The organism is Aurantimonas sp., from assembly GCF_964217435.1.
Lineage (GTDB): Bacteria > Pseudomonadota > Alphaproteobacteria > Rhizobiales > Rhizobiaceae > Aurantimonas > Aurantimonas coralicida.
In genome coordinates this window covers 195,333-218,261 of record NZ_CAXPJM010000054.1, presented here as the reverse complement: position 1 = coordinate 218,261, position 22,929 = coordinate 195,333, and the positions used below count along the sequence as shown (strand labels likewise).

Annotated in this window: 13 protein-coding genes and 1 riboswitch; of the genes, 4 read left to right on the top strand and 9 right to left on the bottom strand. The window is 67.3% G+C overall.

Annotated elements, in window-relative coordinates; genetic code table 11:
- Positions 1 to 161: 161 nt before the first annotated feature.
- Positions 162 to 1,259: a putative zinc-binding metallopeptidase gene (locus tag ACEQX1_RS19215; RefSeq protein ID WP_370193190.1), complete on the bottom strand. Its 1,098-nt coding sequence runs from the start codon at positions 1,257 to 1,259 to the stop codon at positions 162 to 164.
- A gap of 223 nt (positions 1,260 to 1,482) precedes the next feature.
- Between ACEQX1_RS19215 and ACEQX1_RS19210 the strand changes: the two genes are divergently transcribed.
- Entirely contained in the window at positions 1,483 to 4,884 is a 3,402-nt protein-coding gene (locus tag ACEQX1_RS19210) for a DUF2126 domain-containing protein (protein ID WP_370197410.1), read from the top strand.
- A gap of 70 nt (positions 4,885 to 4,954) precedes the next feature.
- On the opposite strand, the gene ACEQX1_RS19205 is transcribed toward ACEQX1_RS19210, so the two are convergent.
- Positions 4,955 to 5,743, bottom strand: coding sequence for an ion transporter (locus tag ACEQX1_RS19205; protein WP_009210816.1), 789 nt, complete (start codon positions 5,741 to 5,743; stop codon positions 4,955 to 4,957).
- A 75-nt stretch (positions 5,744 to 5,818) separates the two neighbouring features.
- Between ACEQX1_RS19205 and ACEQX1_RS19200 the strand changes: the two genes are divergently transcribed.
- From ACEQX1_RS19200 to ACEQX1_RS19190, 3 genes are all read left to right on the top strand, one after another.
- The gene (locus ACEQX1_RS19200; RefSeq protein ID WP_370197408.1) at positions 5,819 to 8,212 is read left to right on the top strand and encodes a circularly permuted type 2 ATP-grasp protein; all 2,394 of its coding nucleotides are present in this window, start codon (positions 5,819 to 5,821) and stop codon (positions 8,210 to 8,212) included.
- A complete protein-coding gene (locus ACEQX1_RS19195) occupies positions 8,209 to 9,105 on the top strand; it encodes a transglutaminase domain-containing protein (RefSeq protein ID WP_370197406.1) in 897 nt (298 codons plus the stop codon). The genes ACEQX1_RS19200 and ACEQX1_RS19195 overlap by 4 nt, the downstream gene beginning before the upstream one ends.
- 113 nt (positions 9,106 to 9,218) lie before the next feature.
- Positions 9,219 to 10,385 (top strand): GGDEF domain-containing protein, encoded by a 1,167-nt coding sequence (locus tag ACEQX1_RS19190; RefSeq protein ID WP_370197404.1) that lies wholly within the window; start codon positions 9,219 to 9,221, stop codon positions 10,383 to 10,385.
- Positions 10,386 to 10,398: 13 nt separating this feature from the next.
- On the opposite strand, the gene thiD is transcribed toward ACEQX1_RS19190, so the two are convergent.
- The 7 genes from thiD to ACEQX1_RS19155 form a co-directional block, all read right to left on the bottom strand.
- Positions 10,399 to 11,211: a bifunctional hydroxymethylpyrimidine kinase/phosphomethylpyrimidine kinase gene (gene thiD, locus ACEQX1_RS19185; RefSeq protein WP_370193183.1), complete on the bottom strand. Its 813-nt coding sequence runs from the start codon at positions 11,209 to 11,211 to the stop codon at positions 10,399 to 10,401.
- 43 nt (positions 11,212 to 11,254) lie between these two features.
- A riboswitch (TPP riboswitch) is annotated at positions 11,255 to 11,353 on the bottom strand.
- 85 nt (positions 11,354 to 11,438) lie between these two features.
- Complete coding sequence (glgB, locus tag ACEQX1_RS19180; RefSeq protein WP_230786274.1) at positions 11,439 to 13,667, bottom strand: 1,4-alpha-glucan branching protein GlgB; 2,229 nt, start codon at positions 13,665 to 13,667, stop codon at positions 11,439 to 11,441.
- Entirely contained in the window at positions 13,664 to 16,987 is a 3,324-nt protein-coding gene (gene treS / locus ACEQX1_RS19175) for a maltose alpha-D-glucosyltransferase (protein WP_370197402.1), read from the bottom strand. The genes glgB and treS overlap by 4 nt, the downstream gene beginning before the upstream one ends.
- 27 nt (positions 16,988 to 17,014) lie before the next feature.
- Positions 17,015 to 19,054 carry an alpha-1,4-glucan--maltose-1-phosphate maltosyltransferase gene (locus ACEQX1_RS19170; protein ID WP_370197400.1) on the bottom strand — a complete coding sequence of 680 codons (2,040 nt, stop codon included), beginning with the start codon at positions 19,052 to 19,054 and terminating at the stop codon, positions 17,015 to 17,017.
- 215 nt (positions 19,055 to 19,269) lie between these two features.
- Positions 19,270 to 20,118: a fumarylacetoacetate hydrolase family protein gene (locus tag ACEQX1_RS19165; protein ID WP_370193180.1), complete on the bottom strand. Its 849-nt coding sequence runs from the start codon at positions 20,116 to 20,118 to the stop codon at positions 19,270 to 19,272.
- A gap of 142 nt (positions 20,119 to 20,260) precedes the next feature.
- The gene (guaD, locus tag ACEQX1_RS19160) at positions 20,261 to 21,652 is read right to left on the bottom strand and encodes a guanine deaminase (RefSeq protein WP_370193178.1); all 1,392 of its coding nucleotides are present in this window, start codon (positions 21,650 to 21,652) and stop codon (positions 20,261 to 20,263) included.
- On the bottom strand, positions 21,649 to 22,914 hold the full coding sequence (locus ACEQX1_RS19155) for a urate hydroxylase PuuD (RefSeq protein ID WP_370197398.1): 1,266 nt from the start codon (positions 22,912 to 22,914) through the stop codon (positions 21,649 to 21,651). The genes guaD and ACEQX1_RS19155 overlap by 4 nt, the downstream gene beginning before the upstream one ends.
- Between the last annotated feature and the right edge of the window lie 15 nt (positions 22,915 to 22,929).

The following is a 22,929-nucleotide window of genomic DNA, read 5'->3' as shown; positions in this document are numbered from 1 at the left end:
CGGCCGCGCTGCACGCGGTGGCGGGTCGTGTCGCTGCGACCGCCTTGCCGGCCGACGCTGCTTCCGTCTCCGGCTCGCATCAGCCTAACTCACGCGAATGGCATTTGTGCCACCGCCGGACCGGTCCGCGCCCGGTAATTTCGATGGTCGCGACCTGCTCGTCAGCTGCGGTGCGCGCCGGCCTTGCCCGTCGCGTTGCCGATCCGCCCATGGACCAGATCGTGGATGAAGCCGAGCTTGCCGATCACCGTTTCGGAGAGCACGAAGGGATAGAGATCCTGGTGCCCCATCGAGCGGTTGAACGAGTTCAGTGCCGCCGACAGCGGCAGCCACGCCCCGGCGATCTCCTGCGTCGTGACGCCTTCCGAGAAAACGTCGAAATCGATCCGGGTGCTGAGGAGCCCGGCCTCGTCGACCCGCGGATTGACGATGACGCCCCAGCTGTGGCCGGTCTCCAGCGTATCGACAATGTGGAAGTAGTGCGCCCAGGTCTCGGCGAAATCCTCCCAGGCATGGGCACCGGCGTAGGACGAGACGTATTCGTCCTGCCAGTTCGGCTTCGGGCCGTTGGCGTAGTGGGTCTGCAGCGCGTCGCCGTAATCCACCGTGTCGTCGCCGAAGATCTCCCGGCAGGCGTCCAGCGCACCGCCGTCGCGGACCAGCCGGTCCCAGTACCAGTGGCCGACCTCGTGGCGGAAATGGCCGAGCAGCGTGCGGTAGGGCTCGCCCATCGATGTCCGGCGCTTCTCGCGCTCGGCGTCGTTCGCCTCGACCAGCGCGATGGTGATCAGCCCGTCGTCATGGCCGGTCATGACTGATTCATTTGTGCCGGGATCGTTCGACAGGAAGTCGAAGCCCAGACCCTCATCGTCTTCGTCGCGGGTCACCAGCGGCAGGCCGAGCCGCATCGCAGTGTAGATCATCCGGTGCTTGGCGATCTCCATGCTGCGCCACAGATCGACCTTCTCGGTGTCGCCGAGGTCGGGCACCGTGACATTGTGCCGGCAGGCCGCGCACAGGCTGTCTGCGCTGTCGCCGGGGATCAGCCAGTTGCAGACGCCATATTCGCTGTTCTGGCAGTATTTCCAGCGGCCGGCATCGCTGTAGGCGCCGACCGACTTCCAGATCCCGTCGTCGGCCTCCAGCGCCAGGATACGGTTGGCCTGCGGCTCATAACCGAGCGCGTGGTGGCAGCGCTCGCAGACGGTGTTTTCGAAGAACACGGTGTGCGAACAGGACGGACAGGAAAACAGCTTCATCTTCAATACCTTTGCGGCGCCTGACGTGGCGTTAGCAGCCAGCGCGCATCAATGCGCCGATGGGCGGCAGGTTCCGGCTTTGTGGCGCCGGAGGCAAATAAATCGGTCCGCATCCCCTGCAGGGGGATGGGAGAGCTTGCCGGGAACCGTCCCGGCCTTATGGTCAAGGAACGTCTGCAGCATCCGCCCCGCCGCGTTCCGAGTGACCTGCACGAAAGTTCCGATGTCGATCCTAGCAGCCCTGCACCATGTCACCCATTACCGCTACGACCGCCCCGTCAGGCTCGGCCCGCAGGTCATCCGGCTGCGGCCGGCGCCGCATTCGCGCACAAGGGTGCCGTCCTACGCGCTGAAGATCCTGCCGGAAAACCACTTCATCAACTGGCAACAGGATCCATTCGGCAACTACCTCGCGCGGCTGGTGTTCCCGGAAGAAGCCACGGAATTCCGCATCGAGGTCGATCTTCTGGCCGACATGACGGTCTACAATCCGTTCGACTTCTTCGTCGAGGAAGCGGCCGAGGCCTGGCCGTTCCAGTACGAGGAGCCGCTGAAGACCGACCTCTCCGCCTATCTCGGCGCCGAGCCGGCCGGTCCGCTGCTGAGCCGCTATCTGGAAGACCTCGACCGCAGCGAAACCCATACGGTGGATTTCCTCGTCGGCCTCAACCGGACGCTGCAGCAGGAGATCACCTATCTGGTGCGCATGGAGCCGGGCGTTCAGACGCCGGACGAAACGCTGCAAAACCGCTCGGGCTCGTGCCGCGACACGTCCTGGCTGCTGGTCCAGGTCCTGCGCCATCTCGGTTTCGCCGCCCGCTTCGTCTCCGGCTATCTGATCCAGCTGAAGCCCGACCAGGTCGCCCTCGACGGTCCTACGGGCACCGATGTCGATTTCACCGACCTGCACGCCTGGGCCGAGGTCTATCTGCCCGGCGCCGGCTGGATCGGCCTCGACCCCACCTCGGGCCTGATGACCGGCGAGAGCCATGTGCCGCTGGCCGCGACGCCGCATTACCGCTCGGCCGCGCCGATCTCCGGCGTCGTCAGCTTCGCCGAGGTCGAATTCGACTTCGAAATGACCGTCGACCGCATCTCCGAGCGGCCGCGCGTCTCCTACCCCTTCTCCGAGGAAAGCTGGCAGGCGCTGGACGCGCTCGGCGAAAAGGTGGACCGCGAGCTGGTGGAGAACGACGTCCGCCTGACCATGGGCGGCGAGCCGACCTTCGTCTCGATCGACGAGTTCGAATCGCCGGAATGGAACGCCGATGCGACCGGCCCGATGAAGCGGGGCCTCGCCGACGATCTGATCCGGCGCCTGCGCGACCGGTTCGCGCCCGGCGGCTTCCTGCATTACGGCCAGGGCAAGTGGTATCCGGGCGAGACCCTGCCGCGCTGGACCTTCTCGCTCTACTGGCGCAAGGACGGCGTGCCGGTCTGGAAGAACGCCGAACTGGTGGCGCGCGAGACCGAGGCGCGCCCGGTCGGGCCGGAAGAGGCCGAGCGCCTGTCGCGCAAGGTCGCCGAGGCGATCGGCGTGTCGCCCGACTACGCCGCCCCGGCCTATGAGGACTCCGCCTACTGGCTCGCCCGCGAGGCGCAGCTCCCCGAAAATGTCGAGCCGACCGACTCCAAGCTGGAGGACCCGGAGGAGCGCGCCCGTCTGGCGACGGTGTTCTCGCGCGGTCTGTCCAAGCCGACCGGCTATGTCCTGCCGGTGCAGGCTTGGCAGGGACGCGGCGAGCGTGCCCTGCGCTGGCAGTCGGAGCGCTGGACGACCCGGCGCGGACATCTGTTCCTCGCCCCCGGCGACAGTGCGCTGGGCTATCGCCTGCCGCTCGGCGCCATCCCGCATCTGGAGCCGAAGGACTATCCCTACATCCACCCGGCCGACCCGATGCAGCCCTTCCCGCCGCTGCCGCCGCAGAACCGCACCCAGTACGGCCGCGTCGAGATGCAGAGCCAGCGGGACGACACGGCCGAGCAGGCAATGGACGGCCCCGCCGGCACGATGCGCCAGTCGGCGGGCAGCGCCGGCATGACGTCGACTTCCGGCGCCGCGGCACCGGCGGCCCCGGCCGAACCGAGCCCCAATGCCATTCTCGGCGCGGTGCGCACGGCCATCGCCATCGAGCCGCGCGACGGCAAATTGTGCGTGTTCATGCCGCCGCTGGAGACCGCCGAGGCCTATCTCGATCTTCTCGGCGCGGTCGAGGAGGTGGCGGAAGCGGAAAACCTGCCGATCCAGATCGAGGGCTACGCCCCGCCGGCCGATCCGCGGCTCAACGTCATCCGCGTCGCGCCCGACCCGGGCGTCATCGAGGTCAATGTCCATCCCGCCGCGTCCTGGCGCGAAAGCGTCGACATCACGACGGCCGTCTACGAGGAGGCGCGGCAGTCGCGGCTGGGCACCGACAAGTTCATGATCGACGGCAAGCATGCCGGCACCGGCGGCGGCAACCATGTGGTCGTCGGCGGCGCGACGCCGCTGGATTCGCCCTTCCTGCGGCGGCCGGACCTTTTGAAGTCGCTGGTCCTCTACTGGCAGCGCCATCCGTCGCTGTCCTATCTGTTCTCCGGCCTGTTCATCGGACCGACGAGCCAGGCGCCCCGGATCGACGAGGCGCGCCACGACCAACTCTACGAGCTCGAGATCGCCATGGCGCAGATCCCGGAGGATTCCACCTCCGTCGCGCCGTGGATGACCGACCGGCTGTTCCGCAACCTCCTGATCGACGTGACCGGCAACACCCACCGGGCCGAGATCTGCATCGACAAGCTGTTCTCCCCCGACGGCCCGACGGGCCGCCTCGGCCTCGTCGAGTTCCGCGGTTTCGAGATGCCGCCGGACGCGCGGATGAGCCTTGCCCAGCAGCTGCTGATCCGGGCGCTGATCGCCAAGTTCTGGAAGACGCCGGAAACCGGCCGCTTCGTGCGCTGGGGCACCACCCTGCACGACCGCTTCATGCTGCCCGAATTCGTCTGGCAGGACTTTACGGACGTGCTCGCCGATCTCGGTGCGGCCGGCTACCCGATGCGGGCCGAGTGGTTCGAGGCGCAGGCCGAGTTCCGCTTCCCCTTCTGCGGCCGGATCGAGCGCAGCGGTGTCACGCTGGAACTGCGCCAGGCGCTGGAGCCCTGGCATGTGATGGGCGAGACGGGAGCCATCGGCGGCACGGTGCGCTTCGTCGATTCCTCGGTCGAGCGGCTGCAGGCGAAGATGAGCGGCTTCGACCCGGCACGGCACATGCTGACCTGCAACGGCCGCGAAGTACCGATGACGCCGACCGGCAGCGGCAAGGACGCGGTGGCAGGCGTGCGGTTCAAGGCGTGGCAGCCGGCCTCGGGCCTGCACCCGACCCTGCCCGTCGACGCGCCGCTCACCTTCGACATCTACGATCGCTGGTCGAAGCGCTCGCTGGGCGGCTGCGTCTATCACGTCGCCCATCCGGGCGGTCGCAACTACGATACGTTCCCGGTCAATTCCTACGAGGCCGAGGCCCGGCGTCTCGCCCGCTTCGAGGAAATCGGCCACACGCCCGGCAGCTACGAGCCGGTCGGCGAGCGGCCCAACGCGACCTTCCCGACGACCCTCGATCTGCGGCGCCCCGCCGGCCTCGCCTAGGCCGCGATCACAAGGAAACCGCAGGCCCGCCCAACCACCTCGGGCGGGCCTGCGGTATCGGTCCCCCGCCTCAGGCGAGCCGGGTCTTGATCTCCGCGAGCTCGCTGCGCAGGGCCCGCAACTCGGCAAGCACCTGCATGTTCTCGTCGTGCACCTGCTCCTGCTCGGCCTCGACGACGGCCTGATGCTCCTCCTGCATGGCCGAGACGATGACACCGATGAACAGGTTCAGGACGGCATAGGTCGTCGACAGGATGAACGGCACGAAGAACAGCCAGGCATGGGGGTGCGCTTCCATCACCGGCCGCACGATGCCCATCGACCAGCTCTCCAGCGTCATCACCTGGAACAGCGTGTAGATCGACGCGCCGATGCTGCCGAACCATTCGGGGAAGGTTGCGCCGTAGAGCTTGGTCGCCATCACCGAGAAGACGTAGAAGACCAGAAGCAGGAGGACGACGATCGAGCCCATGCCGGGCAGTGCCGCGATCAGCCCGCCGATGACCCGGCGCAGCGAGGGCACCACCGAGATCAGTCGCATCACCCGCAGGATGCGCAGGGCGCGCAGCACCGTCAGCGGCCCGGTCGCCGGCATCAGCGCGATCGCGACAATGGCGAAGTCGAACAGGCTCCAGGGATCGCGGAAGAACCGCCACCCGAAGGCGTAGATGCGCAGGCAAATTTCGATCACGAAGACGACGACGATCGTCTGGTCGAGCGCCACCAGCAGCGAGCCGAAGGTCGCCATCATCCAGGGATCGGTCTCGAGGCCGAGCGTGATCGCGTTGATCACGATGACGGTGATGATGAAGTATTCCCAGCGGCGCGAGCGCAGCAGGCTGGCGAGGTGTGCGCGCATGGTGTCCAATCTCTTGCTAGGTCCAGAGAGCGAATGCGGCTATAGCCCATCTGGTCAGGAGTTTTACGAAAAAGCATGCAGTTCCGTGATCCCGCGTCCGTTCTCGCTCGCTACGCCGCCCTTGTCGGCACCGGCCATGACGAGATGCTGGCGCGGGACGGCTCGGTGCGCCCGCATTACCGGCCGCTGATCGATGCCCTGGGGAGCATGGCGGACGGCGAGCGCGACGCGCGGTTCCGCAGCGCCCGGCAATATCTCAGCGAAGCCGGTGTCTTCCACCGGGTCTATGGCGACGCCAGCGAGGTGGAGCGCGACTGGCCGCTGTCGCAGCCGCCGCTGGTGCTCGATCCGGCGGAGTGGCAGAGCCTGTCGGACGGCCTCGTCGAGCGTGCCGACTTCCTGGAACGGCTGCTGGCCGACCTCTACGGCAAGCGCCGGCTGATCACCGAGGGCACCCTGCCCGGCCCGATCCTCGGCCAGAACCCGGAATTCCTGCGGCCCGTCGCCGACCAGGGACTCTCCGGCGAGCCGCTGATCCGCTTCATCGCCATGGATCTCGGCCGCGGTCCCGACGGGCGTTGGTGGGTGCTGGGCGACCGCACCCAGGCCCCGTCCGGCGCCGGCTTCGCGCTGGAAAACCGCGTCGCCACGGCTAAGGCCTTCCCCGAACTCACCCGCGACATGAATGTCGAGCGGCTGGCCGGCTTCTTCCAGCGTTTCCGCGACAGCCTCTACAGGCTGGCCGGCCCCGACGCCTCGCGCATCGGTCTCCTGACGCCGGGGCCCCACAACGACACCTATTACGAACAGGCCTATCTCGCCCGCTATCTCGGTCTTCTGCTGCTGGAGGGCGGCGACCTCGTTGTGCATGGCGACCGCGTCGACGTGCGTACCGTCGACGGCACCCGCGCCATCCGCGTCCTGTGGCGCCGGCTCGACGCCGATTTCTGCGACCCGCTCGAGCTGTTCGCCGGCTCACGGATCGGCACGCCCGGCCTGCTGCGCGCCGTCCGCGCCGGGACGCTGGCGATGGTCAACGCGCCGGGCTCGGGCATTCTGGAAAGCCGCGCCTTGATGGCGTTTCAGGAACCGCTGGCCGAGGCGCTGATCGGCCGCCGGCTGGCGCTCCCGACGGTGGCGACGTGGTGGTGCGGCCAGGAGGCGGAGCGGGCCCATGTGGCGGCCCATCGCGACCGGCTGCAACTGGCCGACGCATTCCCGCCCTCCGCCGCGACCGGCGATGCCGGGCCGGCCTTCGACACCGGCGACAGCGGATCGCGCCTCGTCGCAGAGGGGTTCCGGCTGGTCGGCCAGGAGATCGCCCGCCTGTCCACCGCGCCCGCCTTTGTCGATGGTGTGCTGGAACCACGACCGGTGACCCTGCGGGTCTTTCTCGCCCGCGACGAGGATGGCTGGCACGTCATGCCGGGCGGCTTTGCCCGCATCGCCGATTCCCGCGACGCTCGTGTCGTCTCCATGCAGAAGGGTGGCCGTTCCACCGACGTCTGGATTTCCTCCGAGACGCCGGCAAGCCCGGTCACGCTGCTCGGCTCGGGCGACCGGTTCCTGCGGCGGCTGCCGGGGGCGCTGCCGGCAAGGGCCGCCGACAATCTCTACTGGCTCGGCCGCTATGCCGAGCGCTGCGAGGTCGCCACCCGGCTTCTGCGGCTCTACGCGGCGCGCGCCGGCGAAGGCCAGCGGCTGGCCGAGGTGGAGACCAGTGTCGCGACGCTTCTGTCCGGGCTCGGCGTCTCGATCCCGCCAGCGGACCCGGCAACGGGCCTCCTGATGCTGGCCCGCCAGGCCGCCAGCACCGCCTCGCGCATCCGCGACCGCTTTTCGCCCGATGGCTGGCGCAGCCTGAACGAGATCGTCGAGCTGATCGAACAGGCCATCGCCGACGATGACCGGGACATCGTGGCGCTAACCAGCCAGATCCTGACGCGGCTGTCGGGCTTCACGGGCCTCGTGCGCGAGAACATGTACCAGTTCACCGGCTGGCGCTTCATGCAATGCGGCCGGCGGATCGAGCGCGGCCAGATGTCGGCGCTGATCGCGGCGACGCTGATGCGGGACGCGCCGCCGGAGGGTGCACTGGAAGCCCTCCTTGAATTCACCGACAGCCGCGTCACCTATCGCCGCCGCTATTCGGTGGACCTGTCGCAGGAGACGGTGGTCGACCTCACGCTTCTCGATCCCCTCAATCCGCGGTCGCTTGCCTTCCAGGTCAACGATCTGGAGGCGCGGCTGGTGGAACTGCCGGGCGTGAAGTCGGGCGAGACGCCGGACATGCTGTTTCGCCGGGTGGCGCGCCTCAGGGTTCGGCTGGAAACCGCCGAGGCGGCGGAAGTGGACACCGCCTTCCTCGAACGTGTCGCCGGCGATCTCGGCCTTTTGTCGGACCTCATCGGACGCCGCTATCTGATGGCCGGCCCGGCGGCCCCGACCGACGGGGGCGGCCCGGAATGATCTACGAGATTCGCCTGCAGATCGGCTGCGCCTATCCCTCCGCCGTCGCCGATGCCCGCCATCTCCTTTATGTGCGGCCCCGCAACGACAGCGGCCAGCGCGTCCTCACCTCGACGGTCGTCGTTTCCCCCGATCCCGACGAGCATCATCACGAGCACGATTTCTTCGGCAATCCGGTCGAGGACTTGGCGTTCCGCCGACCGCATGGCGAACTGGCTGTCGATATGCGTGCCCGCGTGCGGGTCGACCGCGCACCGGTGGATCTGGCGGCAACGCCGACGGCCGATGCCATCTCCGATGCCGCGATCACCTGGCGCGGCAGCGATGCGCTGTCGCCGATCCATTTTCTCGGCCGCAGTCGCCGCATCGTGCCGGCCAGCGACATCACCGCCTATGCCGCTTCGAGCCTCGACGAAGCGCCGCAGGCGGGCCCGGGCGTGCTCGCGCTGGCGCGGCGCATCCAGGACGACTTCGCCTACGAGCCCGGCGCGACGGACGTGCGCACCGGCGTCGCCGAAGCCTTTGCGCGCCGCCGCGGGGTCTGCCAGGACTTTGCGCATGTGATGGTGGCGGGCCTGCGCGGCGCCGGCATTCCCGCGGCCTATGTCAGCGGCTTCCTGCGCACCGAGCCGCCGCCGGGGCAGCCGCGCCTCGAAGGCGCCGATTCCATGCATGCCTGGGCCGCCGCGTGGCTCGGCCCGGATGCCGGCTGGGTCGGGTTCGACCCGACCAACGGCGTCGCGGTGGAACGGGGCCACATCATCGTGGCGATGGGCCGCGACTATGACGATGTCGCCCCGGTCGCGGGTGTCGTCGTGACCGCGGGCCACCAGCAGACCTCGCATGCTGTCGACGTGGTCCCGCTGGAAGACGCCACCGCCGCGAGCGACTGAGGCTCATTGCGGACTCATCGTTGCAAGTCGTAACGAAGCGTCGACATCTTTCGCGCTAGTATCCCTACGTCATCTTCGTTTTTCCCGGGCACATGCAGATCCATACCCCCACGATGCTCCTTGTCCTGAGCGCGCTCTGTCTCAGCGCCAGCCTCTGCCATCTGGTCGAATGGCGGAATCTGCGCGAGACGGCGTTGCTGTACTGGAGCGCCGGCATGGGTCTGATCGCGCTGGCTGCGGCTACGGCGCCGCTGCGGGTGTTCGAATTCTATGCGGTGGCCATCGGCGGGGCCAATGCGCTGCTGCTCGCAGGCTACGCGCTGCTCTATGTCGGCTTCGCCCGGTTCTGCGATGTGAAAACCAGCCTCTGGTGGTATGCCGGGCCGGTCGTCTGGCTGCTGTTCTACGGGCTGTCCCCGGCGGCAGAGAGCGTCGAGGCCCGGGTCGCCGTGATCTCGACCATCGCCGCCTTCTATTCGCTGGCCATCGCGCTGACCCTGCTCAACCCGACGGCCCGCAGCGGGCCGGCGCTGATCCTCTGCGCGGCCTTCGGTGCGCATGGTCTGTTCTGCGCCCTGCGCGTGGTGCTGGTTGGGCTGCCAGCCGCCATAGCTGACCAGCAATTGATGACCGGCTTCCTGTTCACGCTGGTGATGACCCAGGCCATCCTGATGATCGGCGTCAGCACCTATCTCGTCATTGCCATGGTGCGCGGGCGGCATGAGCAGTCCCTGCGCCGCCTGTCGGAAACCGACTTCCTGACCGGCATCGACAACCGCCGAGCCTTCACGACCAAGGCGACCGCGCTTCTCAACGACGCCGATGCCGGCGACGTCGCCCTCCTCCTGTTTGATCTCGACCGCTTCAAGAAGATCAACGACGATCACGGGCATGGCTGCGGCGACGAGGTCATCAAGCTCTTCGTCGACAGCACCGCCGACCATCTGCGTCCGACCGACGTCTTCGCCCGGCTTGGAGGCGAGGAGTTCGCCGCCCTCGTCCGGCGCCGCGACAAGCACGAGCCGGCGGTCATCGCCAGGGCGATCGTGCGCGGATTTGCCAACCAGGCCCGCACGGTTGGCGGTCGGTCCATCGCGGCCACCGTCAGTGCCGGCGTGGCCACCAATGAGGCAAACCGCGACCTGAACGGCCTGCTGACGGCCGCCGACCAGGCGCTCTACCGGGCAAAATCCATGGGCCGCGACCGCGTCGAGGCCGTCGCGGTGGACGTCCCGGAGGATGGACCGCCCGCGGACGACACCCTGCTGCAGGTCTCCTGAGCCGAGCGCCTAGCTACCAGTGACCGTGGAAATGGTGCGTCGGACCGTGCCCCGATCCGACGTCCAGCCGGTCCGCCGCGCCGATGGCACCCGCGACATAGGCCTTGGCGATCCTCACCGCCGCGAACGCGTCGCCGGTCAGCGCGAGCTGCGCCGCCAGCGCCGAGGACAGGGTGCAGCCGGTGCCGTGGGTGTTGCGGGTTTGAACACGTGCGCCCTCGAACCATTCGCGCTGCGTTGCCGTCACCAGGAGGTCCGGGCTGTCGTCGCCGCTCAGATGGCCGCCCTTCAACAGCGCCGAGCCGCAGCCCAGCGCCTGCAGGCGGGTCGCGGTCGCCTCCATTTCGTCCCGGTCGGTGGCTTCCGCCGCATCCAGCAGCACGGCCGCCTCCGGCAGGTTCGGCGTGATCATGTCGGCAAGGGGCACGAGTTCGCTGCGTAACGCCGCCACGGCCTCCTCGGCCAGCAGGCGGTCGCCGCCCTTGGCGACCATGACCGGGTCGAGAACGACGTTCCGCGCCTTGTGTCGTTTCAGCGCATCCGCGACGGCATGGGCGATGTCGGCTGTGGCGATCATGCCGATCTTCACCGCATCGACGCGGATATCGGCAAAGACCGCATCGATCTGGCGGGTGACGAAATCGGGCGAGACCAGCTCGACGCCGCTGACGCCCCGGGTGTTCTGGGCGGTCAGCGCGGTGATGACGGCCATGCCGTAGACGCCGTTCGCCGCGAAGGTCTTCAGATCGGCCTGGATGCCGGCCCCGCCGGAGGGGTCCGAGCCGGCGATCGAGAGAACGTTGCGGATGGTGGACTGGCTTGGCATCGCGGTCGGCTCCTGGCCGACGACGAGCCCGACGGAGCATGTGAGAGACCCCGCCGCGACTCCCTCCGCCGGCATTATCCGGGTCAGGTTCGAAGGGTGCATCTCAGCCCGCCGTTTCCGGCAGGCGCCCCCGTCACGCATTCGGTTCTACGCGGTCGCCGCCCTCATGTCAGCAGCGTCCGCGACGGGACGGCGGCAAGTGGGCCGCCGTCCAGCCTTCCGGCGGCTCAGCCTTCCTGCACCAGGACGATGGTGCCGAGCGGCGGCAGCGACAGGGGGATCGAGTAGGGCCGGCCGTGCACCGACACCTCTTCGGCGTCCTTGCCGCCCATATTGCCGACATTGGAGCCACCATAGATCTCCGAATCGGTGTTCAGGCGCTCGACCCAGCGGCCGGGCAGCGGCACGCCGATGCGGTATTCATGGCGCGGCACCGGCGTGAAGTTCGACACGATCAGCACCGGGTTGCCGGCGCGGTCCTTGCGCATGAAGGCGATGACGCTCTGCTCGACATTCGACGTGTCGACCCATTCGAAGCCGGCCGGATCGCAGTCGAGTTCGTAGAGCGCCGGGATCTCGCGATACATGGTGTTGAGATCGCGCACGAGGCGCCGCATGCCCTCGTGACCGGGCTGCTCCAGGAGATGCCAGTCGAGGGAGCGGTCGTGGTTCCACTCGCCGACCTGGCCGAACTCGCCGCCCATGAAGATCAGCTTCTTGCCGGGATGGGTCCACATGAAGCCGAAATAGGCCCGCAGATTGGCGAATTTCTGCCACTCGTCACCCGGCATCTTGCCGAGCAGCGAGCCCTTTCCGTAGACCACCTCGTCATGGCTGAGCGGCAGGACGAAGTTCTCCGAATAGGCGTAGACCATGCCGAAGGTCATGTGGTGGTGGTGGTAGCGCCGGTTGATCGGGTCTTCCTGCATGTAATGCAGGGTGTCGTGCATCCAGCCCATGTTCCACTTGAAGTGGAAGCCGAGGCCGCCAGCGAAGGTCGGGCGTGACACGTCCGGGAAGGCGGTCGATTCCTCGGCGTGGGTCGTCGCCTTGGGGTAGTACTCGCCGACCCGCTCGTTGGTGTCCTTGAGGAACGCCATGGCCTCGAGATTCTCGCGCCCGCCATGGATGTTGGGCTCCCATTCGCCGTGCTCCCGCGAATAGTCGAGATACAGCATCGAGGCGACCGCATCGACGCGCAGGCCGTCGATGTGGAAGCGGTCGAGCCAGTAGAGACCGTTGGCGACCAGGAAGTTCTCCACTTCCGGCCGGCCGTAATCGTAGATCAGCGTGTTCCAGTCCTTGTGGAAGCCGCGGCGCGGATCGGGATGCTCGTAGAGCGCGGTGCCGTCGAACTGGCCGAGACCGTGGGTGTCGGTCGGGAAATGGCCCGGAACCCAGTCGAGGAGCACCCCGATGCCGGCCTGATGCAGCGCATCGACGAGGCGTGCGAAGCCCGCGGGCGATCCGAAGCGCGAGGTCGGCGCGTAGAGGCCGATCGGCTGGTAGCCCCAGGACCCGTAGAAGGGATGCTCGGAGACCGGCAGCAACTCGACATGGGTGAAGCCCATGTCGCGCACATAGGGCACCAGCTCGGCAGCCAGTTCGTCATAGTCGAGATAGGCGTTGTCGGGACCCCGCCGCCAGGACCCCAGATGCACCTCGTAGATCGAGATCGGCTTCTCGCGATCCTGCCAGTCGGCCGCATGGGCCTGGAACTCGTCGTCCTTCCATTCGTGCTCGACGAGGCCATCGACGATGGAGCCGGTCGACGGCGCCATCTCCTGCAGGAAGCCGACCGGATCGGTCTTCAGCGGCAGAAGGTTTCCGTCGGCGCCAATGATCTCGTATTTGTAGACCTCGCCGCGGCCGACGGCGGGGATGAACAATTCCCACACGCCGCACTCATGGCGCTTGCGCATGACATGGCGGCGGCCATCCCAGGAATTGAAATTGCCGACCACGGACACGCGCCGGGCGGCCGGCGCCAGCACCGCGAAGGCCGTGCCCTCGACGCCGTCCATGATTGTCGGATGGGCGCCGAGCTTCTCATAGAGGCGGTAGTGATTGCCTTCCGCCAGGAGATAGACGTCCTGCTCGCCCAGCACCGTGCCGAAGCGATAGGTGTCCTCTTCCTGCCAGCGTTCGCCGCCATGGGTGAACTGCAGGCGATAGGCGTCGTCCGGTTTCAGGCCGGACACGTAGCCCGAATGGAAGCCGTCGGCACCGCCCGCTTCCAGCTCGCCCAGGAGCTTGCCCGCCGTGTCCACGACCGCGGCCGTCTCGGCACCCGGCCGGAAGACGCGCACGATGGTGCCGCCGTCGGCCTTGCGCGGTCCGAGCACGCCGAAGGGATCGCCGTGGATGCCGCGGCCGATGGCATCGATCTGATGCGCGTCGGCGCGATGATCGGTCGAAGCGGCCGCTCCGCGCGATGAGGAACTCGTCAGCGTCATTTCAAAACCTGTCGTTTCTCGAGGAGCGCCACGATTCCCCGCAGCGGGATCGACAGCCATGCGGGACGCATCGTCGCTTCGTAGCGCAGTTCATAGAAAGCCTTCTGGAGCACGAAGAGATCCAGCAACTGCCCGGTCGCCGGGTCGGCAAGCGACATGCCGGAGGCCTCGCTCCAGCGCGCAAGGAAGGTCTCGGTGACCTCGTCGCGCCAGCTCTCGGCCATTTCGCGCAGCCGCTCGACGGTGCCCTCGTCGGCGGGGCCCGCCTTGTCGCGAGCGGAGAAGGCGGCGTAGTCGAAGGAACGGATCATGCCGGCCACGTCCCGCAGCGGCGAGGATTTGCGCCGCCGCTCTTCCAGATCGCGGCCCGGCTCGCCCTCGAAATCGAGGATCGCCACGTCGTTCTTGGCGACCAGAACCTGGCCCAGATGGTAGTCGCCGTGGATCCGGGTCCGGTGCGAATTGACCGTCAGCTTCATGAAGCCGTCGAACCAGGTCAGGATGTCCTTCTCGGCCCCGAGCAGGCGATCGACGTCCAGACCGATGCCGTCGCCGGCATTGTCGCGCATGCGGCGCAGCACGGTCAGCGCATCCGTCGCCTCGCGCTTGGCTTCGGCCAGCATCTCCGCCAGCGACGCCGTGTCTATCGGCTCCGGATCGAAGGCCGGATCGCCGGTGACCGTCGCCAGCGCCGCGTGCATCTCGCCGGTCCGCGTGCCCAGCACATCGCCGACATCGATCTGGATGGCGAGCTTAAGATCGCTCATCGGCGCGATCTCGGCACCGTCTTCCGTGGCCGGCTCGTTGGAATAGGCGTGGTCGCGCAGATAGCGCGCCAGCGCATCGGTCACGACCGTCCAGGCGTCGCCCTGGTTGCGGACCTGTTCGAACAGGGCCGCGATCGCCGTGCGGCTGCCGTCCTCGCGCACCAGTTCGATCGAGCCGAGCAGCGCGGGCGCGGCCTCGAAATTGGTCTTCTCGGTGAGGAAGCGCGTGATCTCGAGTTCCGGCTGCACGCCGTCGCGCAGGCGGCGATAGAACTTCAGGATCGCCTCGTCACCGACAAGGACGGAGGTGTTGGACTGCTCGCCGGCGATCGCATGGATCTGTTCCGGCTCGACGAGCAACGCCCTGGCCAGCCCGTCGCGTTCGGTCTCCGACGCGGCAACGTGCAGGGACGCACCGCCGAGATCGATATCGACACCGGCCGCGATCAGCGAGACGACGAGCTTGGCGAGATCCGGGTCCCGCGTGCCGTCGACGACGGCACCGATGCGCGGACCCTGCCGGATCTTGGTCAGGGTGTAAGGCAGCAGCGGCGCTTGCGAGCTCAGATTCTCTTCGCCCCATTTGGCGCTGAGCGGCATGAAGTAGCGGTGCTGGCCGTCCTCCGCCTCGACGACGATCTCGTTGAAGAGATGGCGGCGGGAGTTCGGCGTCGGCGGCCCAAGCACTTCCAGCGAGACGCTGCGCTGCCCTTCCGCCTTGGCGGCGAACCAGCGCTGGCCGCCGACGAATTCCGGCAGCACCGATTCCAGTTCATGCTGATTGCGCGCATTGATCGTGCCCTTCAGGTCGCCGGAGACGACGAGGGTCGAGAAGGCGGGCAGCGGCGTCGGCTCGGGCGCCCTCGTCGCCGTCGCGGCGAGGTCGAACCAGAAGAAGCCGAAGGCCGGCAGGGTCAGCATGTAGGTGCCGGTGCCAATCTGCGGGAAGGTGGACAGGCCGAGCATCTCCACCGGCATGGCGCCGGCGAAATCGGCGAGTTCCAGCTCAACCGCCTGCGCCGAGGACGAGAGATTGGCGACGCACAGGATGCGCTCGTCGCCATATTCGCGCAGATAGGCGAGAATCTTGCGGTTCGACGGATAGAGGAACTTCACCGTGCCGCGGCCGAAAGCCTCCTTGGTGCGGCGGACCTGGATCAGGCGCCGCATCCAGTTGAGCTGCGAGGCCGGATTGTTCGACTGCGCCTCGACGTTGACGGCCTGGTAGCCATAGACCGGGTCCTGGATCACCGGCAGGTAGAGCCGCTGCGGATCGGAGCGGGAGAACCCGCCATTGCGGTCGGCCGACCACTGCATGGGCGTGCGCACGCCGTCGCGGTCGCCGAGATAGTAATTGTCGCCCATGCCGATCTCGTCGCCGTAATAGACGGTCGGCGTGCCGGGCATCGACATCAGCAGCGCGTTGAGAAGCTCGACCTTGCGGCGGTCGTTGCCCATCAGCGGGGCGAGGCGGCGGCGGATGCCGAGATTGATCCGGGCGCGGGTGTCGGCCGCATAGGTCGACCAGAGATAGTCGCGCTCCTCCTCGGTCACCATTTCCAGCGTCAGCTCGTCATGGTTGCGCAGGAAGATCGCCCACTGGCAGTTGGCCGGGATCTCCGGCGTCTGCCGCATGATGTCGGTGATCGGGTGCCGGTCCTCCTGCGCCACGGCCATGTACATGCGCGGCATGAGCGGGAAGTGGAACGCCATGTGGCACTCGTCGCCGTCGCCGAAATAGGGACGGGTGTCCTCCGGCCACTGATTGGCCTCGGCCAGAAGCATGCGGTCGGGATAGTGCTTGTCCAGATTGGCGCGGATCGCCTTCAGGACGTCGTGGGTCTCCGGCAGGTTCTCGTTGTTGGTCCCTTCCCGCTCCACCAGATAGGGGATCGCGTCGAGACGCAGCCCGTCGACGCCCTTGTCCAGCCAGAAATGCATGACCGACAGCACTTCCTCCAGAACCTTCGGATTGTCGAAGTTCAGGTCCGGCTGGTGCGAGAAGAAGCGGTGCCAGAAATACTGCTTGGCGACCGGGTCCCAGGTCCAGTTCGAGGTCTCGGTGTCGGTGAAGATGATCCGGGTGAGATCATAGCCCTTGTCGTCGTCGGCCCAGACATAGAAGTCTCGCTCGGGCGAGCCCTTGGGCGCGTTGCGGGCGGCCTGGAACCAGGGATGCTGGTCGGAGGTGTGGTTGATGACCAGCTCGGTGATCACCCGCATGCCGCGGTGATGGGCCTCGGCGATCAGCCGCTCCACGTCCTCGATATTGCCGTAGGACGGATTGACCGAGCGATAGTCGGAGATGTCGTAGCCGTCGTCGCGCAGCGGCGAAGGATAGAACGGCAGCAGCCAGATCGCCGTCACGCCCAGCGCCTGGATGTAGTCCAGCTTCTCCAGAAGCCCCGCGAAGTCGCCGATCCCGTCCCCGTTGGAATCGAGATAGGTCTTCACGTGGAGCTGGTAGATGATCGCGTCCTTGTACCAGTCCGCGGCATCCGGATCGGGTCCGGTGGCGTGATCGGTCGGCTGGACGGAGGCTTGTTCGTTCATGGAGAGGCTGCTTCCCGAAGATTGGTGTCAGCGTGAGATCTTGAAGACCGCGTAAGGCCGTTCCTGCGGATTCAGCCACCAGTGCTGAATCTTGCCGTGCCAGGCGAACTCGCGTCCGTCGACCATGTCGGTGACCCGGACCGTGCCGTCGTCGGGCAGTCCGAGCTCCCACATCGGCACCTCGAAATGACCGCCCTGCGCCGAATGCGGATCGAGATTGACGAGGAACAGCAGGAACGAGGAGCGATCCTCCGTCCGCTTGCCGTAATAGAGGACCTGGTCGTTCCAGAAATTGTAGAAGGCGAGCCTGCGGAAATCCTGCAGCGCCGGCTCCTCGCGGCGGATCCGGTTGAAGAAGGCGATGTCCTCGCGGATGTTGCCCTCGGCCTTCCAGTCGAAGGCGCGGATCTCGTATTTCTCGGAGTTGAGATATTCTTCCTTGCCCGGCACGGGCAGGAATTCGCACAGCTCGAAGCCGGAATAGACGCCGTAATTGCCGCCCAGCGAAGCCGCCAGCGCCAGCCGGGTCTGGAAGCCGGGGCGACCGCTGACCTGCAGATAGACCGGGTTGATGTCCGGCGTGTTGACGAAGAAATTCGGCCGCATGTACTCGGCACATTCTTCCTGCGTCAGTTCGGTCAGATATTCGGCCAGCTCCGCCTTGGTGTTGCGCCAGGTGAAGTAGGAATAGGACTGGTTGTAGCCGACCTTGGCAAGCCGCTTCATCACCTTCGGCCGGGTGAAGGCCTCGGCGAGGAAGATCGCGCCGGGATCGACACGGCGCACCTCGGCGATCATCCACTCCCAGAAGGGAAACGGCTTGGTGTGCGGATTGTCGACGCGGAAGATCCGCACGCCCTTGTCCAGCCAGAACAGCACGATGTCGCGCAGGGCGTACCAGATCGACGGCAGCGCGCCGCGGTAGAAATGGACGTTGACGATGTCCTCGTATTTCTTCGGCGGGTTCTCGGCGTATTTGATGGTGCCGTCCGGCCGCCAGTCGAACCATTCCGGATGCTCCCGGATCCACGGATGGTCGGGCGAGCACTGGATGGCAAAGTCGATGGCGACCTCCAGCCCGTGGTCGCGCGCCCGCGAGACCAGCCGGGCGAAATCATCGAAATTGCCGAGCTCCGGGTGGATGGCGTCGTGGCCGCCCTCGGGCGAACCGATGGCATAGGGGCTGCCGGGATCGGTGGGGCTGGGCGTCAGGGTGGTGTTGCGCCCCTTGCGGTTGGCGGTGCCGATGGGATGGATCGGCGGGAAATAGAGGACGTCGAAGCCCATTTCCTGGATGTCGGGCAGCCGGTCGATGACGTCGTCGAAGGTCCCGTGGCGGTCGACATCGCCGGACTGGGAGCGCGGGAACAGCTCGTACCAGGCGGAAAAGCCCGCCGCCGTGCGATCCACCCAGACCGGGACGTTGCCCGGATAGCGGGAGAGGTTGGTGCGCTGGCCGGCGACGGACAGCAGGGCGATCGTCTCGGGGTCCTGCAGCAGATGATACTGGCCGTCGGCGTCGCCCTTGGCCTGCAACGCTTCCAGCTTCTCGTGCAGCCGCGAAATCCCGTCCTGCTGCGCCCCGGTGCCCCGGCCGGATTCGCGGGCGGCGCGAACCAGTTCGCGCCCCTCGGTCAGTTCCAGATCGGTCAGCTTGCCAGCATCGCGCTTCTTCTTCGCCTCGTCGCGCCACGTCGCGTGCAGATCGCGCCAGGCAATGACCGAGAAGCGATACGGGCCCGGCTTCTCGAAGACGATCTCGGCCGACCAGCGATCGTTCTCGACGAAGATCAGCGGGGTCTCGTCCCAGTCCTCGGCATCGGCCGGCCCGTAGATGACGGCGGCGGCGATCTTGTCATGGCCATCGGAAAAGACGTCCGCCTCGACGACCAACGGTTCGCCTTCCAGCCGCTTCACCGCAAAACGCCCGCCATCGATTTCCGGGGTGACCGTCTCGATCGCGACGCGGTTCTGCGCGAGCGCCAGGAGGGCCGCCTCGCCGGTCGGAGCCTCTGCCGCCTTGCGGGACGTACGGGATGCGCGCGCGGGCTGGACTGCCTTGGCCATGAAAATCCTTCCCCAGATCGGAAAACCGTCCCCTCGACATTGGAGGGCGGCATGGAAGTCGACAAACGCGCCCGGTGCGGTATCGATCCCCTCTTCCGCGGTTCCTTTCGCGGTGACGGCAAAGCGACCGGGCATCGCCGCCATCGAAGAAGAAAGCCGCCCGCCGGCGCAATGTTCCGTCCCGCCCCGCATCCGTTGCAGGCGGGACGGTCCGGTCAGGCGGTGGCGGCGCGGATGGTCTGGCGCTGTTCTCCCAGATGGGTGCCGCCTAGGGTGACGATGTCGCCGGGCTTGAGGAAACGCTGTGGGCTCATTCCCATGCCGACGCCGGGCGGCGTGCCGGTGGTGATGACGTCGCCGGGCATCAGCCGCATGAACTGCGAGATGTAGGAGACCAGGGTGCGGACCCCGAAGATCATCGTCGCGGTGGAGCCGGTCTGCATGCGCTCGCCATTGACGTCGAGCCAGAGATCGACGGCCTGCGGGTCGCCCAGCGTGTCGGGCGTCACTAGCCAGGGGCCGAGCGGGCCGAAGGTCGGGGCACTCTTGCCCTTCATCCACTGGCCGCCGCGCTCGATCTGGAAGCTGCGCTCGGAAACGTCGTGGCAGAGGCAGAAGCCGGCGACGTGATCCATCGCATCGGCTTCCGAGACGTAGCTCGCCTCGTCCCCGATCACGATGGCGATCTCGACTTCCCAGTCGAGCTTGTCGGAGCCGCGCGGCACGACGACGTCGTCATGGGGACCGACGATGCAGGAAGGCGCCTTGTTGAAGAGGATCGGCTCTTTCGGAATGTCGGCGCCGGTCTCCCTGGCGTGGTCGCTGTAGTTGAGCCCGACCGCAATGAAATTGCCGACGCGACCGACGGGCGATCCGATGCGGTGCGACGGGTCGGCCTTGGCGAGGCTCTTGGGGTCGATCGCCCGGATCCGCTCCATCTGGGCCCGGCCGAGAAACTCGCCGGCGATGTCGCCGACATCCTCCGACAGATCCCGCAGCACGTGATCGTCGTCGATCAGTCCCGGCTTCTCGTTGCCGGCCTCGCCGTATCTTACCAGTCGCATCCGATGTTCCTTCTCCAGCGCCGCCCGGGCGGCATGGTCTGGAGAAGAGATAGACGGCAATGGCGTCATGTCGCGGCATTGCAGCGACTTTTATGGTGCTGCCAGCAATTTCAGCCGGTTGCGCGGTCCCCGAACCATGCACTCACTGCGGTGCCTCACCCTGGCTGCCGGTTGCGGACATCGGCGCCGGATCGGCGCGCGGCGGCAGCGTGCGTGCGGGCGACCCGCGATCAAAGGCGCGGCGTCCCTCGACGTAGGTCGCCACCGTCGCCCGGTCGTCGCCGAGCACGATCAGCGCGAAGAGCTCTTCCTCCAGCGTCTCGACCCGCTCCATGCGCCGCCGCATGGCGGCGGTCGCGTGGCTGTCGAGAACGACGAAATCGGCCTCCATGCCCGGCGCGATCCGGCCGATGCGATTGTCGAGACCCATGGCGGCCGCATTGCCGGCGGTCAGCATGTGGAAGGCGTCGAAGGCCGGCAGTCGCTGGCCGGCAAGGGCGAGCACCTTGTAGCCCTCGGACGCGGTCCGCAGCATCGAATAGCTGGTGCCGCCGCCGATATCGGTCGCGATGCCGGCGAGGATGCCGGCCTCGCGCATGCCGGCGAGATCGAACAGGCCGGAGCCGAGGAACAGGTTCGAGGTCGGGCAGAACACCGCCGTCGCCCCGCCCGCCGCCAGGGCGCCGCGTTCGCGCTCGGACAGATGGATGCAATGGCCGAACATCGCCTTCGGCCGCACGAGGCCGTAGCGCTCATAGACCTCGGTATAGTCCTTGGACCAGGCAAATGCTTCGCGCACGAAGGCGATCTCGGCGGCGTTCTCGGACAGATGCGTCTGGATATGCAGCTCGGGATACTCGCCCGCCAGGGTCTCGCAGGCTTCCAGCTGCGCCTCGGTCGAGGTCGGCGCGAAGCGCGGCGTGATGGCGTAGTCGAGCCGGCCCGTGCCATGCCAGCGCTCGATCAGTGCCTTGGACTGCTGGTAACCGGTCTCGGCCGTGTCGAGCAGCGCCGCGGGGGCGTTGCGGTCCATCATCACCTTGCCGGCGACCATGCGCATGCCGCGCCGCCCGGCCTCGGCGAAGAAGGCGTCGACGCTTTCGGGATGGCTGGTGCAATAGACCCCGGCGGTGGTAGTGCCGTTGGCCAGCAATTCGTCGAAGAGAAAACGCGAGGCGGCCTCGGCAACGGCCGGATCGCCGTAGCGGCTCTCTTCCGGGAAGGTGTATTTCGCCAGCCATTCCATCAGCTCGGTGCCATAGGAGGCGATGACCTGGGTCTGGGGCATGTGCAGATGCGGGTCGATGAAGCCCGGCATCAGCAGATGCGGACGGTGGTCGACGAGGGTCGTGTCGGGCGACAGCCGGCGCAGAATGTCCGCCGCCTCGCCCACTTCGCGGATGACGCCGTTCTCGACGACGACGATGCCGTCGGCGACATAGCGCACGGCACGCGCCTCGCCCTCCTCGGCCGGATCGGCGTCGAACCAGAGAAGCCGCGCCCGGAGCGCGGTACCGCCACCGGGGCGCTTCACCGCGAGGCTCCCGCCACGTAGAGGCCGGAACCCGAGGCGATCCAAGCCGCCAGCGTCTCGCGCTCGGCCGGCTCAATGCCGGTGACGTTGCCGGGCGGCATGGCATGGCTGCGCACCGCCTGCCGCTCGATCAGCGGCGCGAAGTGGATGATCTCGTCGGCCGTCTCCAGCCGCACATTGCCGGGCGCGTGGCCGATGCCGGGCCAGAGCGGTTCGTCGGCATGGCACATGGAGCAGCGCGCCATGACGATGGCCTGCGCGTCCTCGAAATGCGGCGAGGCCGCCAGCGCCAGCTGCGGATCGCCGTCCCAGCGGCGGCCGGCGTCCTCCTCGGCGGCGGCAGCGGGTTCGTTGCTCCAGCCGGGCGCACCGGACAGGGTGATGACGGCGGCAAACAGCACTCCGGCGACGGCCCAGCACCACCAGAGCTGCCGGCCGGTCGCATGCATGGTGTTGAAGAAATGCCGGATCACTGCACCGATGAGGAGCACCAGCCCGGCGATCGCCCAGTTCCATTCGGTGGCGAAGGCCAGCGGGTAGTGGTTCGACAGCATCAGGAAAATGACCGGCAGGGTCAGGTAGTTGTTGTGCAGCGAGCGCTGCTTGGCCTCCTTGCCGAGCCGCGCCTCCGGCGTGCGGCCGGCCTTGAGGTCGGCGACGACGATGGTCTGGTTCGGGATGATGGTCAGGAAGACGTTGGCGGTCATGATCGTCGCGATCATCGCGCCGGTGTGGAGCATGGCGCCGCGACCGGAAAACACCTGCGCGAAGAGATAGCTCGCCAGCACCACATAGACGAAGAGCGCGGCCAGCAGCGCCGTGTCGTTGTTCTTCAGCGGCGACTTGCAGAGCCCGTCATAGACCAGCCAGCCGAGCGCCAGGCCGCCGATACCGATCGCCGTCGCGCCCCAGACCGGCAGGTCGGCGCGGCTCGGGTCGATCAGATAGAGCTCGGCCCCGACGTAATAGACCAGGAACAGGAGCGCCGCCCCCGACAGCCAGGTGGCGTAGCTCTCCCATTTGAACCAGGTCAGGTCCTCCGGCATGTGGCCCGGCGCGACCATGTATTTCTGCACATGGTAGAAGCCGCCGCCATGCACCTGCCAGGCCTCGCCGCCGACGCCCTCCGGCAGTTGCCGCGAGCGCCTGAGGCCGAGATCGAGGGCGATGAAATAGAAGGACGAGCCGATCCACGCGATGGCGGTGATCACATGCACCCAACGCACGGCGAAGCCCAGCCATTCGGCAAAATAGGTCCACATCGGCGAAACGTCCCT

What these genes read in the sequence shown, in the direction of transcription:
- ACEQX1_RS19155 (WP_370197398.1), bottom strand. Translation starts at nt 22,914, where the DNA reads ATGTGGACCTATTTTGCCGAATGGCTGGGCTTCGCCGTGCGTTGGGTG.
- ACEQX1_RS19170 (WP_370197400.1), bottom strand. Translation starts at nt 19,054, where the DNA reads ATGGCCAAGGCAGTCCAGCCCGCGCGCGCATCCCGTACGTCCCGCAAG.
- ACEQX1_RS19165 (WP_370193180.1), bottom strand. Translation starts at nt 20,118, where the DNA reads ATGCGACTGGTAAGATACGGCGAGGCCGGCAACGAGAAGCCGGGACTG.
- glgB (WP_230786274.1), bottom strand. Translation starts at nt 13,667, where the DNA reads ATGACGCTGACGAGTTCCTCATCGCGCGGAGCGGCCGCTTCGACCGAT.
- ACEQX1_RS19200 (WP_370197408.1), top strand. Translation starts at nt 5,819, where the DNA reads ATGCAGTTCCGTGATCCCGCGTCCGTTCTCGCTCGCTACGCCGCCCTT.
- treS (WP_370197402.1), bottom strand. Translation starts at nt 16,987, where the DNA reads ATGAACGAACAAGCCTCCGTCCAGCCGACCGATCACGCCACCGGACCC.
- ACEQX1_RS19195 (WP_370197406.1), top strand. Translation starts at nt 8,209, where the DNA reads ATGATCTACGAGATTCGCCTGCAGATCGGCTGCGCCTATCCCTCCGCC.
- ACEQX1_RS19215 (WP_370193190.1), bottom strand. Translation starts at nt 1,259, where the DNA reads ATGAAGCTGTTTTCCTGTCCGTCCTGTTCGCACACCGTGTTCTTCGAA.
- thiD (WP_370193183.1), bottom strand. Translation starts at nt 11,211, where the DNA reads ATGCCAAGCCAGTCCACCATCCGCAACGTTCTCTCGATCGCCGGCTCG.
- ACEQX1_RS19190 (WP_370197404.1), top strand. Translation starts at nt 9,219, where the DNA reads ATGCTCCTTGTCCTGAGCGCGCTCTGTCTCAGCGCCAGCCTCTGCCAT.
- ACEQX1_RS19205 (WP_009210816.1), bottom strand. Translation starts at nt 5,743, where the DNA reads ATGCGCGCACACCTCGCCAGCCTGCTGCGCTCGCGCCGCTGGGAATAC.
- ACEQX1_RS19210 (WP_370197410.1), top strand. Translation starts at nt 1,483, where the DNA reads ATGTCGATCCTAGCAGCCCTGCACCATGTCACCCATTACCGCTACGAC.